Below are 13,960 nucleotides of genomic sequence, written 5' to 3' on the forward strand. Positions count from 1 at the left end.
AATCACATCAAATCGATAAATTCTTTAAAAATATATTTACTCTCATGAGGACCAGAAGAACTTTCTGGATGATGCTGTACCGATATAATAGGATAATCTTTATATTTAACACCCTCTACATTATCTCCAAAAAGATTTCGATGGGTAATATAAGCAACTTCACAAAGCTCTTCAGGAACATTATAATTATGATTTTGTGCTGTAATTTCAACGCTTTTATTATTTAAATTAATAACAGGATGATTTGCACCATGTTGACCAAATTTCATTTTATAAGTTTCATAACCAAAAGCATTACTTAAAAGCTGGTGTCCTAGGCAAATTCCTAATATAGGAATTTTTGCTTTAGCCATTTTTTCAATTTCTGCAATTTCTTGTTTTAAAATTTTTGGCTCTCCAGGACCATTGGAAAGAAATATTCCTTGAATTTCACCTTTTTTATAAAGATCTATAAGTTCTTGCGCTTTAACATTATAAGGATAAACCTCTACTTCCAAACCTGCTTCAACAAGTTCATTTAAGATATTGATCTTAACTCCATAGTCGATAACAGCAACTTTTTTTGCACTTCTTTTAGCTTCATTATAACTTTGAGTTGTATGATTCCAAACACCTTGTTTATGGACATAAGATTGTTTTGTGCTGACTTCTTTAACAAAATTAACTTCATCGATTTTTGCTGATTTTTCTAAAGCACTTTTTAGTTCTTCTTTGTTTGAAATTTCAGTCGATACAACAGCTCTTAAATTTCCAAAATCTCGAATTGTTTTCACTAAAAATCTTGTATCAAGATCATATATTCCTATTTTTTCATGTCTTTTTAAATATTCATCCAAACTTTGTTTAGCACGAAAATTAGAAAAAGTAGAACTTAATTCTCGTATTAAAATACCACTTGCAAAAACTTCTTTGCTTTCATTATCATAATCATTAGTTCCCACTATACCGATCTCTGGCATAGAAAAAACGATAAATTGTCCCGCATAAGAAGGATCTGAAATGATCTCTTGATATCCGGTTAAAGAAGTATTAAAAACTAACTCTCCAAAGAAAGTTCCATTTTTACCAAAAGCTTTAGCTGTTAAAAAAATATCATTTTCTAAATAAACATAAGCTTTCATAATTTAAAACATTCCTCTTTTTCTAAGTTCTTCTTGATAAAGTTTTTCAAAGATTAATTCATATTCTTCGCTACCTGGAATTGGCTTGGTCTTATAATTGCTTATTTTCTCATACACTTCATCTTCTAGATTTTCATAAATTTTAAGATAATTATCAATGCTAGAAAAAATTAAATTTTTTACTCTATTTTCACTCACGATAAAATTAATAAAATCATTTTCTATGAGCTCTTCTAAAATCCTATGTGCCAAACGATTATGGCGATCTTCTAAATTTAAAATAACATCAAATTGAGGTGCAAGTTTTTTCTTCACAAGCCAAAACATATTTTTTCTATCAACTTGCATAAGCTCCATTTCATCTTCTTGTTCTTCTAAAAGTTCTTTAGTTTTTTCATCTAGTTTTCTTTCACTTAAGACATCATTTTCTAAAATCTTTGCAACACAAGGATTAAGTTCTTCCATACTGCTTTTAATTTCAACAAAAGAAGAATTGGCTAAATCTAATACTATTTTATTTGTGATATAAGGTATATGTGGTAATTTTATACGCATTTTCAAACCTTTAAATTATAATTTAAAATAATAATATATTTATGTTAAAAAACAAATTTAATGAGTCTTATTATTATCTAAATTTTTTAACAACAAGGTTAATTCACTTGCTTTTTTAGGATCCATTTTAGAAAGAACTCCTGAAATTTTACGAGAATCAAGCGAAAACATGATTTTGCTAGCATCTTCAGCATCCATTTGACTTAACACATCAGCTATAGCCGTATCTTTCATCTGAGAATAAATTTCTTTGACTCTACCTTCTGTTTTTTTATTGATGGAATTTAGAATTTTTTGCTGCTCTTCTAAAAGTTTAGCATTTTGATCTTTTAAGGATTGAATTTGTGCTAAAGTAGCATTCACTTCCGCTTCTTTTTTTACCAAAGCATCCATTCTTTCTTTTTGTAAAGCTTCAAAAGAAGCCTTATAGGCCTCTAAAGATTGCCTAGCTTCATCAAATTCTTTTGTTTGTAATTCTAGTTGTGCCTTTTTAGATTCAAAATATTCTTCACAATTTTGATCAGCTCCAAAAAGTGCAGTCAAGCAAAAAATTAAAAAAATACATTTTTTAGTCATTTTTATCCTTTTTAAAAAAGCGACTGATTGCAATTTCATCGAGAAATTTTTCTTCAATTTTAGCAAGTTCTTTTTTCTTCTGTTTGATTTCTTCAGCCTCTAAGACCTTCATTTTTTCATAATCTAAATGAGCTTTTTTATATAAAAACTGATAATGCATCATTTCTTTTTTAGAAAGCTCTACTCTTTCTTTAGCTCTAGACATTGCTTCTCTGCCAATTTGTCTCATTGATAAATTAGATCTTAATTCATTTACAGAACCTGATTTTGGCAAAACGCTTAAATTTTCACATTCTTTTCTTGAAAGCTCTAAAAGTCTTTCATTTTCAAGCTGTCTTTGCTTGGCTTGATTTAAATTAGATTCGGCTTTATCAAGTTGCTGTTTTTTCACCTTGACAACAGAATTATATTTGCTTTTCATAAAACAATCGTATCTTCCCTTTCTGGACTTGTAGAAATAAATTTCACTTTAACCCCGCAAAGCTCTTCTAATCTAGCGATATATTTTTTGGCATTTTCTGGCAATAAATCATAATCCCTGATTCCAAAAACCTTATCCCAACCATCCATTTCTTCATAAATAGGTTTAGCATTTTCTAAATCACTTGGCATATAATCAATTTCCATTCCATTATACTCATAAGCACGGCAAATTTTTACTTTTTCAAAACCATCCAAAACATCAAGTTTCATTAAAGATAAAACATCTAAACCATTTAATCTTGCCGTATATCTTACCGCTACAGCATCAAACCATCCACAGCGTCTTTTACGTCCAGTGCTTACGCCGATTTCTTTTCCAATACGTGCAATTTTTTCTCCATCTTCACCTTTATCTTCAGTAGGAAAAGCCCCATTGCCCACTCTAGTTGTATAGGCTTTTACTATGCCTATAATATTTCCTATTTCTTTAGGGTTTAAACCAAGTCCGATTAAAGCACCGCCTGAAATTGTACTTGAGCTTGTCACATAAGGATAAGTTCCATGATCAATATCAAGCATGGAGCCTTGAGCTCCTTCCAAAAGGACTTTTTTATCCTCATCCAAAGCTTTCCAAAGCATTCTAGTTGTATCTGTAATATAAGGGGTTAAAATTTCACTAAATCTCTTGAGATCATTTAATAAATCATCACTATCAGGAATTTCAACACCCAAAAATTCTAAATAACTTTTATTTAATTCAAAATCTTTCATTAAAGCATTATGAAGTCTTTGAGGATCTAAAAGCTCTCCAACTCTATGTCCTGTGCGATTGATTTTATCTGCATAAGAAGGGCCTATTCCTTTTCCTGTTGTTCCTATAGCATCCTTGCCTTTGAGTTTTTCTTTTGCAATATCTATCAAAGAATGATGCTTTAAATTAAGATGTGCTCTATCGCTAATATATAATCTGCCCTTTAAATTTTCAAATTGTGCCATTTCTGCAATTAAAACTTCAGGAGAAACGACAACACCATTACCTATAATATTGATGCACTTTGTATTTAAAACACCGCTTGGCATTAAATGAAGTGCATATCTTACACCTTGAACCCAAATGGTATGCCCCGCATTATGTCCACCTGCACTCCTGCAAACAAAATCATAATTTTCACATAATTTATCAACTATCTTACCCTTGCCTTCATCGCCCCATTGGATACCAACAACAATATCTGCTTTACTCATGACCTATTCCTTCAATCTTTAAACGGCGAGAAGATGAGAGAATCGAACTCCCCAAAGAATAGCCAGCTACCCTTTCATCTGATTTGAAGTCAGTGGCGATCACCAGATACGCTAATCTTCCAAAAAACTTTTAATTATAGCGACTTTTATTGAAAAATAAAATAAAATTAAGATTAAGGAATTTCATTAAGCATTTTCTCATAAGCCATTTTTGAACCAGAGCTTACCTTAGTCAATAAACTCCCAAAAATAATAACCAAAGAAGCTGTTAAAAAACCAGGTATCATTTCATATAAATTAGAATCAACGCAATTTTTCCATAATACCACTACTAAAGCACCTGAAATCATACCAGCAATAGCACCAAATTTTGTCATTCTTTTCCAAAAAAGTGAAAAAATAATAACCGCACCAAAACTACTACCAAAACCAGCCCAAGCATAAGAAACTATACTTAAAACGCTTGAATTTTTATCCATAGAAATAAAAAAAGCAACCAAGGCTACAATTAAAACACCTATTTTTCCTAAATTTAAAACCACCCTACTGGATGCATTTTTCTTAAAAATTTTTTTATAAAAATCCTCAGCTATAGTCGAACTCGATACTAAAAGTTGCGAACTTGCTGTACTCATAATAGCAGCTAAAATCGCAGAAAGTAAAATTCCTGCAACCCAAGGATTGAATAAAAGTTGAGACATGAGTATAAAAATTTTCTCAGGATCTTGCAAGCTAAGTTGGAATTTATAGATATAAGCAATACCTAAAATCCCTATCAAACAAGCACTAAATAAACACAAACTCATCCAAACAATTCCTATAAAGGTAGCAATAGGAATATCCTTAACCGATCTAATTGACATAAAACGCACTAAAATATGAGGTTGTCCAAAATATCCAAGCCCCCAAGCAAGAGCAGAAATAATACTTACAAAACTCACATGATTTATAGATAAAGCCTCAGGTTTGATTTCTTTTACAATAGAAAATGCCTTAGAAATGCCTCCTAAATGATAAAGCATAACCGATGGCACAACAATTAGCGCTCCAAGCATCAAAAGTCCTTGAATCATATCCGTCCAACAAACTGCTTTATATCCTCCTAAAAAAGTATAAATAACAATAATCAATGTTCCAGCAATTAAAGCATAATCATAACGAATTTGAAAAACACCTTCAAAGAGTTTTGCTCCACTCACAAGGCCTGAAGAAATATAAAAAGTAAAAAAAACTAAAATAACAATAGCGCAAATCACACGCAAAATATGTTTATTATCATCAAAACGGGTTTCTAAATAATCAGGAATCGTCAAGGAATTTGCAACAATGCCTGTATAAATTCTTAATCTTTTTGCTATAAAAATCCAATTTAAAGTCGCACCGATAATCAATCCTATCACAATATAAAAATTGATCAAACCACCGATATATAAAGCTCCTGGTAAACCCATCAAAAGCCAACCACTCATATCAGAAGCACCTGCACTTAAAGCAGAAAGAGTAGGCCCTAAAGATCTTCCTCCTAAGAAATAATCTTCAGAACTTTTATTTTGTTTATAAAAATAAAAACCTATAAAAAGCATTAAAAAAGTATAAACTGAAAACATTGTTATAATGGCCATATTTATATGAACAACTTCCATTTTTTTCCTTAAAAATATTAAACTTAATTTTTACACTAATTTAAACAAAGATAAATTTCTTTTCTGAAGCCAAAACACATTGGGCAACAATATTTGCCTCTATGCCTTCATTTCTTAACTCATCAAGACATTGCAAAGCTTGATTTTCATCTATGGCAATCAAAAGTCCTCCTGAAGTTTGAGGATCGCAAAGCAATAAATTTTCTTCATTTAAATCAGAATCCATCTCTTGAATAAATTCTAAATTTTTATACGCTCCAGCCGGAATTAATCCCATATTATAATATTTCAAAGTTCCATCTAGGTAAGGAATTTTTCCCTTAAAAACTTCAAAACTAATTTGATTATTTAACATTTCTCTTAAATGTCCTAAAAAGCCAAATCCTGTAATATCAGTCATAGCATGGACTTTAAATTTTAAAGCAATTTGACTAGCCTTAAAATTTAAAGACATCATGCTTTTAACCATAGAATTTAAATGTTTTTCTTCTAAAAAATCCGCCTTTAAAGCTGTGCTTAAAATTCCAACTCCTAAGGGCTTAGTTAAAATGATTTTATCACCTAATTTTGCACGATTATTAGCAACAAAACGATCAGGATGAACTTTTCCAGTAACACTGAGTCCAAAAAATAATTCTGAACTTTCAATTGTATGCCCACCAACAATCAAACCCTTACATTCATTTACTTTATCATTAGCACCCTCTAACATCTCCTTTAGTATCTCTAAAGAATGATTTTTGGCATCAAATCCTACTATATTTAAGGCATTTATTACTTCAGCCCCCATAGCAAATACATCACTAAGGGCATTAGCTGCAGCAATAGCACCAAAATGATAAGCACTATCGATTACAGGAGTGATAAAATCAAGAGTTTGAACAAGAGCTAAATCATTACTGATTTTATAAACACTCGCATCTTCATTATTGCCGATATCACTAAGCAAAGCTGGAGATTTTTGCATAAAATTTAAAATTGTTTTAAGGCCACCCGGGCTTAGTTTTGCTGCTCAACCTGCCGCTTTTACAAAATGGGTTAAATTTTGTTTTTTATACTCCAAATTTTATCCTATAAAGTAATGATTTTTGCTTTTCCGAAAAGTTCATTAACGATCTCATAAGCATTTCCAATAGAACCGATTTTTAATTCTTTAGTTTTTCTAAAAAATTCCAAACAAGCTCCACAACTTATAATCTCAACTCCTAAATTTTCTAATTCTTTCATAGCTTTATGCGCTTTATGATTTTCATCAGTATTTACCAAAACACTTTCATTTACACAAATAATTTTATCAGGAATATTTTTAATATTTTTTAAAGTATCTAAAAAACCAACAAATAAATTCTCTCCTAATTCTCCACAACCCACTTTATCGGTTTTTAAAAATAAAACACTGTATTCGTTAGGATTGGCTTGATTTAAATCAACTTCTTTTTTTTCAACACAAATGATAATTTCATCTTGATGTTCTTTAAAAGTCGGATTTAAATTTAAAGAGTTTAAAAATTTTAAAACATTATTTTTAGAGATAGTAGAATTTAAAATAATTTCTAAGCTCTCTCCATTATTTAGATTTTCAAGAGCTTTTTTTGTTTCAACGACAGGTTTAGGACAATCAAGATCTTTACAATCAATTCTCATTATTTTTCCTTAATAAAATTATACTTATTGCTAAGTATAATTTTATTTAGATAATCTTGTAAGTACTCTTAAATTTTTAAAATTTCTTTTTATTTACATCTTCTAAAATAGCACTAGCAATATGATTAACCTTGCTTGTAATTTGATTGGTTGCATTGGCAATTTCAGCGTTTTCTTTTGTAGCAGCTTCAAGTTGCATGATAGTATCATTAATTTGAGTGATTCCAAGAGTTTGCTCTTTCACAGACTCTGCAACTTCATTGATATTTTGCACTAATACATTAATATTTGCTTCAATTTCACTCAACGATTTTCCAGTTCTTTCAGCAAGCTGTCTTACTTCATCAGCTACAACAGCAAATCCGCGTCCATGTTCTCCTGCACGTGCAGCTTCTATAGCTGCATTAAGCGCTAAAAGATTAGTTTGCTCTGCGATGTCTTTAATAACACTCGCTATATTTCTAATATCATTAACTTGACTTGTAACCTCTAAAGTTCTACCATTAATATTTTGCATAGAATGGCTTATTTGCTCTATAGTAGTAGCACTTTGTTCAAGTGATTGCGCTTGAGTATCTGAACTCTCTGTTAATTTTTGCATTGAAGCTTTTAATTCTTCAGATTGAGAGGCCAATTCTTTAGAAAATTGAGAAGAAGTTATAAGCATTTTTCTAATTTCTTCACCTAAGATATTTGTTGTAAGCTCAACTTGTCCTTGGGCATTATCAACCGAAATGCTAAAATCAAGCGCCTTATAGCTGTCAAAGACTTTATTGATTTTATTCATATCAGAACCAATTTTATTTTGCAATACATCAAGCATTCTATTTAAAACATTTTTAAGCTCTATAAGTTGAGGGTTGATAGGAACTTTGGAAATTCTTGTTCTAAAATTTCCTCCTTCGATTTCTTTTACTGTTTGCACTGACTCATCAACCGCTTCTTGATCTTGCTTTAATGAAACACGAGTTTTTTCAATATTTTCATTTATCATTCTTCCCATAGAACCGAGTTCATCATTAGCGTAAATTTCTATAGGCTTAAGCTCTATCTTTTCATAATTTAAAAATTTAAAGAATGATTCTAGAGATTTTAAAATAATTGGAAGTCTTATTCCAACAATTCTTCTAACGCAGTAATAAACCACAGCTAAAACTACCAGAACAAAAGCTACAGAAGCTCCAATAATAAGCATTTGAAGTTTTCTTAAAGGTGCAAAAATAGACTCTTTTGGCGCTGTTACCATAATACTCCAAGTAGAATCTCCAGCCTTAAAACTACTCAAACTTGCGTAAGAATCATCATTCGTTGAAGCAACGTAATTAAAAATTCCATTTTTTCCTTCAGATAAAGCCCTATAAACTTCTTCTGTTTGTTCTCCTCTGTTATTAACCTTCATAAGATTTTGAAGGATTAAATTTTTATTAGGATGTACAGCTATATAACCTTGAGAATTTAATAAAACATTTAATTGTCCATTGAAAAGAAATGATTTTTTATCGAGTAAATAATTTGCGATATTTTCAAAATCCAAAACTAAACCTACAACGCCCACAAGTTTATTTTTTTTGCCAAAAATTGGCATAGCTAAATTCATACCATTAAATGCTTTACCGCTTAAATTCATTTTTATAGCTTGACCGATATAAATTTGATCTTCTCCGTATTTAGCATTTTTTATAATATCTTGCACCACGGAAAAATTTACAATATCATCTACAGATTGTAAAACTTCAATTCCACCACGTTTTTTAATATCTTCATCTGTATATAAAATAACAAAATTACCATTTTTGGTATTAAAAAATTTACTCTCATCTTTAAAGTATGCTGGTGGATCTAACAAATAAAGATAAGTATAACTTGCATAAGCACTATTATCAAAAAGATTGATAAGAACGTTTGTGATACTATCAATATCCCAATCATCTTTATCAGTTGATTTAAACATATCTGTTAATGTATAAGCTTCACTTTTATTTAAAGCTATCATTTCATTAAAGATACCTTGAGTATGAGTGGCATACTCTTTAGAAGTTGCAGAAATAATACTTTCGGTGTTTTTAGCGATATTTTGACTCACTTGATCTGTAATTAAAAAAATTAAAAATACCAAACCTAATATTACAACAATTGCAACCGATAAAATAAGTTTTGAAGCAATATTTAAAGACTTAAACATTTGATTTATAACCTCTTAATACATTTAAAAATAATCAAAATTATATTATTTTTTATAACAAAATAAGCTTAAAAGAAAAAAATTAATTTTTTTTATGTTTTAAAAATAATTCCTTAAAACGTTTATTAGCGTATTCTTCTATATCTTTTTGCAAAATAGCAAAATTCTCCATCAATTCTATAGCCCTAGGAGTTAATTTTGTCCCTGATTCTTTTGATCTTCCTTGTCTTGTGCTTACTAAAATTTCTTGAGAATTTTTTTGCAAAACCTGTAAGTGCATCCATGCTTTTTTGTAATTTATCCCCATTAATTTAGAAGCATGCAATAAACTTCCCGTTTGCCCTATTAGCTCCAACAGTTCAGTTTTTCCTTTACCAAAAAGCAAGTCCCCATCTGAATTTTCAATCCAAGTTTTAGTTCTAATAACAAATTGCTTCCCTTTTTTCTCCTTAAAACAACCAAGTTTACAATATTTCACATCAATTTTATATGCTTTTAAAGCCGAACGCATACTTTTTAAACCGCAACTTTTTTGGGCGATCTCTCTAGCTTCTTCACAAAAAATTCTTCTTTTATGATCGAGCTTAGGTTCTAATTCTTTTAAGACTTCAATTTTTCCTTTTTCAAAATCTAAATGCCCAAATTGACCCAATTCGCAATTATCAATTCTGATATTATTTTCATTAGCAAACTTACCTATTTCTTCAATATTTTTTGAAAATTTTTTCGCTATTTTAAAAGCTGTTCCACAATCTAATTTTTCATTGCTATTTAGCATTTCTTTCATATAAGCGAGTATTTTTTTATCATCCATGAATTCGAAAATCTCCACTATAAATATTGATCTTATCTTCCCTTGCAAAACCACAAAGACTTAAGTCAAATTTTCTTGCTATCATCACACCCAAGCAAGTAGGAGCCGTTCTTGAAACCAAAATTGGCACTCTATGCATAATCGTTTTAGCAACCATTTCAGAACTTAAACGACCGCTTACCATTAAAAAACACTGATCAAGTTTAACTCCGGCTAATCTTGCCTTTCCTAAAGCCTTATCTATAGTATTATGTTGAGCAATATCTTCTCCGATAAAAAACGTTTTTTCATCAAAAAAAAGCTTAGCTGTATGCACACACCCTGTTTTTTCATATAAATCACATTGAGTATAAAATTGACTCATTTGTTTTAGGATATAATCCTTGCTAAATCGAGCTTTAGAAGATATTTTCATGGCTTCAATATTTTCTATATCAATATTAGCCGTGTGTGCTCTCCCACAACCACTGATCACAACTCCTTGAGCATTGAGTTTAGCAAGATTTTCTTGATCGATCTTTGCTTCAATATGCACACTCATGCCATCATCTTTACTTTCAATTTTTTGGATATCTTCCACTCTAGCGATGATATTTTCACTCATCAAATACCCAACCGCTAAAGCTTGTTCATCAACCGGAGTTGCCATTAAAGCACCGATTCTTTCACCGTTGATAAAAATTTCAAGCTTGATTTCACGTACTAAAGTATCATCGCAAGTAAAAGCTTCATCGCCTTTGTATTTTAAAATTTGAGTTGTAAATAAAGGTTCCATCAGGTATCTCTTGAAAAAATAAACTGCAAATATTATATCAAAAAAGTAAATATTTTCTAATAATTAAGCTTAAATTTATGGGGGGGGGTATAATGCATTTTTTATTTTTATATTATTAAAAAAGGAGTTGTTTATGGCAAAAAAGAGTAAAATTTTACTCAGTATAGGTGCAGCTACTTTGCTTTATTCTAGTGGTTTCTCGAAGGAAATAACCATTAACTCATCAAATGATTTTAAAAATTGTTTCACGTTTGATAAAAATAGCAACAGTGTTTATTTACAAGATTCTTACAAAAATCAGGATTTAACTTTTAAATTTAACAAAGATCTTGGTTTGCCAGATGATTGGCCGGAACAAAAAGATGAAACCCCTAATCTTAATATCGATCTAGGAGATCATACCCTATCCTTTACACAAGATAATTCCAACAAACCCACTTATGTGACTAATTTCAATCTAAGTGCTAAAGATATCAAAACACAAAATATTATCCTACAAGCTTTCAAACCTTCGACCATCAATGGAAATTTAGAGATGGAAGGAAAAGGAAAAGTAACAGGAGAAGAAGGTGGCTCAATGATCTTGCTTTTTAATGATGACGGATCAGGTGATATAGCTTATAATGGCGGCTTAAATATCAATGGAAATCTTACAGCTGATAAAACAGTGTTTGCAACTTATGGTAATTTTGTCAAAGTAAAAGGTAATGCCAATATTTCAGATTCGGATTTTAAACTTGTAAAACGTTCTTATACCGATTTGGAAGCACACGATGTTGTAGTAATTCAGGCTAAAAATTTTAATAAAGATATTTTAGAAAAAAGCAATTTCGCAAGTGCATGGCTTTTAAAATTTATAAATGATTATGTTCCAAATGCAAATTTTATATCACAAGATTCTTTAGAATCTGGATATGTTATAGATGTTTCAGATAGTGACAAATTTGATCCTTTGGTGAATTATAAATTAAGCATTAAAGATTGTGGTGGAAATCAATGTTTAGTTATCAATGGGGGTGCAACCGATGCTGCTAAAGATAAACTCACTCAATTAAAAGTAGATGTAGCTATGATTGATACATTGCTAAAAGAAACATTCAATGATGATGAATCACAAAAAGAAGAATGGGAAAAGGCTAAAGCTGAACTAACAAAACAAAAACAAGAAATTCAAAAACTCATCAGCGAGGCACAAAGCAATGGTGGCAAAATAGACGATAGTAAGTATCTTGATCTTGTAGCACCTAATCTAAATTCTAATGATAAAGCTTCTATTTTAGCCCTTCGATCTATCACAGATCAATTAGGAAGTATAGGTGCTGACTTAGCAAGTAGAGAAGGTGTAAAACTCGCTCTTAATATCAAAAAAGATACTGATAATACAGGTAAATCCGTCTCTAACTTAAACTCAAGTTCAAGTTCTGTAAATACAACTATGAATGTGGCTAATGACGTTTCAATAGGTCAAAGAGTAGCTATACTAAATAACCCTTTTGGAAACTATGCGTCTAAAATGAGTGGGCTTAAATTTGCTGCTTTAGAAAGCGATATGAGACCAAGTTATGTAAATGATTATACTCAAAGTGTTTGGGCTAATGCTTTTGGTGGTGCAAATATCATCGATGGAGATAGTGGTGCAATGTATGGTGCAACCATAGGTTTAGACAAACAAGCAAATGATCACGTTTTATTAGGTGCATATTTTACCTATGCAAATGCTAAGATTAAAGACAATACTTTAGAACAAAAAAGTGATAATTTTCAATTAGGACTTTATTCAAGTATCAACATAGCTCCGCAATGGGAAATTAATCTAAAAGCTTACGCTCAAATTTCTCCAACAGATCAAGATCATGTACAAGTAGATGGTGCTTATAATTCAAGTTATATGAGTAAATTCTTAGGTCTTAGTGCCAATGCTGGTCGTGTGTTTGATTTTAGTGATAACACTTTCTTTGTTAAGCCATTTGCTGGAGTAAATTATTACTTAAGTTACACCCCATCTCATAGAGAAAATGGTGCTATTGCTAAGGATATTGATTCTATGAGAAATAATTCTGCAAGTCTTGAAATAGGAGCAGAATTTAGAAAATATATCAATGAAAAATCCTATATTTTTGCCACTCCGAAAATTGAACAATTTATTATCAATAGTGGAGATGACTACATAGCCAATTTATCCATAAACGATGCTTTTTTCACTAGCGTTGAAGCAAACAATAAGAAAAAAACTTATGGGCAAGTCATTGTGGGTGGAAATATAGATTTTACCGAACAATTAAGCATGAATGTTGGCTTAGGTGCTAAGCAAATTTTAGCTGGTAAAGTTGATAATAAAAATGAAACTTATTTAAGTGGCCAAATAGGACTAAAATATAAGTTTTAATTTTATAAATGAATATAAAATTTCTTTTATAGGGCTTAATAAGCCCTATAAAATAAGCTCCAACTGATTAATTATTTAACATTTTTATTATATAAAACCTATCTTGGTTATCAAATTAATAAGTAAAATTATAAAACATTGCATAATAAAAAATCGAATTATCTAATTTTTACAAAATTAGAACAAAAATTTATTATTATCTCTTGCAAATTAAAAAGATAACAGGTAAAAAAATTAAAAATGTATAATTATAAACAAAGATATTTTATCAAAGTTTTTAATAAATAATTTAGCCAAATACTTAATTAAGAGCTTAAGCTATATACTTCCCTATAAACGAATTCTGCATCAAAAATCGACAAGATAACCGATTTAATCTTAAGACTTTGAAAGAAAATAATTTTACAAGGTATAAACAATAAGCTTTTAAAACTCATAAAGTAATAAAATTTGATCAGTTTGAGAATATAATTTAATAAAAACCATAAGTGTGAAAAAAGATATCAAAGAGCTAAAAAATATCTTAATTGTTTTAAAAACAAAACCAAGAATGTTAGAAAAAGAACAAAAATAATATAAATACAGAAAATTATGGT

12 protein-coding genes and 1 tRNA gene are annotated in these 13,960 nt (G+C 30.1%); 1 reads left to right on the top strand and 12 read right to left on the bottom strand.

Going from position 1 to position 13,960, the window contains the following annotated elements; genetic code table 11:
- Positions 1–2: 2 nt before the first annotated feature.
- From carA to fdhD, 12 genes are all read right to left on the bottom strand, one after another.
- Positions 3–1,121: a glutamine-hydrolyzing carbamoyl-phosphate synthase small subunit gene (gene carA / locus H2279_RS01500; RefSeq protein ID WP_337195360.1), complete on the bottom strand. Its 1,119-nt coding sequence runs from the start codon at positions 1,119–1,121 to the stop codon at positions 3–5.
- Positions 1,122–1,124: 3 nt separating this feature from the next.
- Positions 1,125–1,676 carry a DUF507 family protein gene (locus tag H2279_RS01505; protein ID WP_137623050.1) on the bottom strand — a complete coding sequence of 184 codons (552 nt, stop codon included), beginning with the start codon at positions 1,674–1,676 and terminating at the stop codon, positions 1,125–1,127.
- 57 nt (positions 1,677–1,733) lie between these two features.
- Positions 1,734–2,252 (bottom strand): MotE family protein, encoded by a 519-nt coding sequence (locus H2279_RS01510; RefSeq protein ID WP_137623051.1) that lies wholly within the window; start codon positions 2,250–2,252, stop codon positions 1,734–1,736.
- A complete protein-coding gene (locus H2279_RS01515) occupies positions 2,245–2,673 on the bottom strand; it encodes a flagellar export protein FliJ (protein ID WP_337195361.1) in 429 nt (142 codons plus the stop codon). The genes H2279_RS01510 and H2279_RS01515 overlap by 8 nt, the downstream gene beginning before the upstream one ends.
- The gene (locus H2279_RS01520; RefSeq protein WP_137623053.1) at positions 2,670–3,920 is read right to left on the bottom strand and encodes an adenylosuccinate synthase; all 1,251 of its coding nucleotides are present in this window, start codon (positions 3,918–3,920) and stop codon (positions 2,670–2,672) included. The genes H2279_RS01515 and H2279_RS01520 overlap by 4 nt, the downstream gene beginning before the upstream one ends.
- A gap of 26 nt (positions 3,921–3,946) precedes the next feature.
- Positions 3,947–4,041 (bottom strand) — tRNA-Sec (locus H2279_RS01525).
- Positions 4,042–4,093: 52 nt separating this feature from the next.
- Positions 4,094–5,563 (bottom strand): sodium/proline symporter PutP, encoded by a 1,470-nt coding sequence (gene putP / locus H2279_RS01530; protein ID WP_337195362.1) that lies wholly within the window; start codon positions 5,561–5,563, stop codon positions 4,094–4,096.
- A 40-nt stretch (positions 5,564–5,603) separates the two neighbouring features.
- Positions 5,604–6,626: a selenide, water dikinase SelD gene (gene selD, locus H2279_RS01535; protein WP_337195363.1), complete on the bottom strand. Its 1,023-nt coding sequence runs from the start codon at positions 6,624–6,626 to the stop codon at positions 5,604–5,606.
- An 8-nt stretch (positions 6,627–6,634) separates the two neighbouring features.
- On the bottom strand, positions 6,635–7,207 hold the full coding sequence (gene yedF / locus H2279_RS01540) for a sulfurtransferase-like selenium metabolism protein YedF (RefSeq protein WP_337195364.1): 573 nt from the start codon (positions 7,205–7,207) through the stop codon (positions 6,635–6,637).
- Positions 7,208–7,283: 76 nt separating this feature from the next.
- Complete coding sequence (gene ccaA / locus H2279_RS01545) at positions 7,284–9,389, bottom strand: aspartate chemotaxis receptor CcaA (protein ID WP_337195365.1); 2,106 nt, start codon at positions 9,387–9,389, stop codon at positions 7,284–7,286.
- 82 nt (positions 9,390–9,471) lie between these two features.
- Positions 9,472–10,203 (bottom strand): winged helix-turn-helix domain-containing protein, encoded by a 732-nt coding sequence (locus H2279_RS01550; protein ID WP_337195366.1) that lies wholly within the window; start codon positions 10,201–10,203, stop codon positions 9,472–9,474.
- Complete coding sequence (gene fdhD / locus H2279_RS01555) at positions 10,196–10,978, bottom strand: formate dehydrogenase accessory sulfurtransferase FdhD (protein WP_337195367.1); 783 nt, start codon at positions 10,976–10,978, stop codon at positions 10,196–10,198. Before fdhD ends, H2279_RS01550 begins: the two co-directional genes overlap by 8 nt.
- Before the next feature lie 133 nt (positions 10,979–11,111).
- Here fdhD and H2279_RS01560 point away from each other — a divergent pair, with 133 nt between their 5' ends.
- Positions 11,112–13,364, top strand: a complete 2,253-nt coding sequence (locus H2279_RS01560; protein ID WP_337195368.1) for an autotransporter outer membrane beta-barrel domain-containing protein — start codon at positions 11,112–11,114, stop codon at positions 13,362–13,364.
- Positions 13,365–13,960 lie beyond the last annotated feature (596 nt).

The organism is Campylobacter sp. B0100352/1, from assembly GCF_020135855.1.
In the GTDB taxonomy this organism is placed as follows: Bacteria; Campylobacterota; Campylobacteria; order Campylobacterales; family Campylobacteraceae; genus Campylobacter_D; species Campylobacter_D taeniopygiae.

Bases quoted from the DNA above. Each gene is read 5' to 3' on its own strand.
- carA (WP_337195360.1), bottom strand. From the start codon at position 1,121: ATGAAAGCTTATGTTTATTTAGAAAATGATATTTTTTTAACAGCTAAA.
- H2279_RS01505 (WP_137623050.1), bottom strand. From the start codon at position 1,676: ATGCGTATAAAATTACCACATATACCTTATATCACAAATAAAATAGTA.
- H2279_RS01510 (WP_137623051.1), bottom strand. From the start codon at position 2,252: ATGACTAAAAAATGTATTTTTTTAATTTTTTGCTTGACTGCACTTTTT.
- H2279_RS01515 (WP_337195361.1), bottom strand. From the start codon at position 2,673: ATGAAAAGCAAATATAATTCTGTTGTCAAGGTGAAAAAACAGCAACTT.
- H2279_RS01520 (WP_137623053.1), bottom strand. From the start codon at position 3,920: ATGAGTAAAGCAGATATTGTTGTTGGTATCCAATGGGGCGATGAAGGC.
- putP (WP_337195362.1), bottom strand. From the start codon at position 5,563: ATGGAAGTTGTTCATATAAATATGGCCATTATAACAATGTTTTCAGTT.
- yedF (WP_337195364.1), bottom strand. From the start codon at position 7,207: ATGAGAATTGATTGTAAAGATCTTGATTGTCCTAAACCTGTCGTTGAA.
- ccaA (WP_337195365.1), bottom strand. From the start codon at position 9,389: ATGTTTAAGTCTTTAAATATTGCTTCAAAACTTATTTTATCGGTTGCA.
- H2279_RS01550 (WP_337195366.1), bottom strand. From the start codon at position 10,203: ATGGATGATAAAAAAATACTCGCTTATATGAAAGAAATGCTAAATAGC.
- fdhD (WP_337195367.1), bottom strand. From the start codon at position 10,978: ATGGAACCTTTATTTACAACTCAAATTTTAAAATACAAAGGCGATGAA.
- H2279_RS01560 (WP_337195368.1), top strand. From the start codon at position 11,112: ATGGCAAAAAAGAGTAAAATTTTACTCAGTATAGGTGCAGCTACTTTG.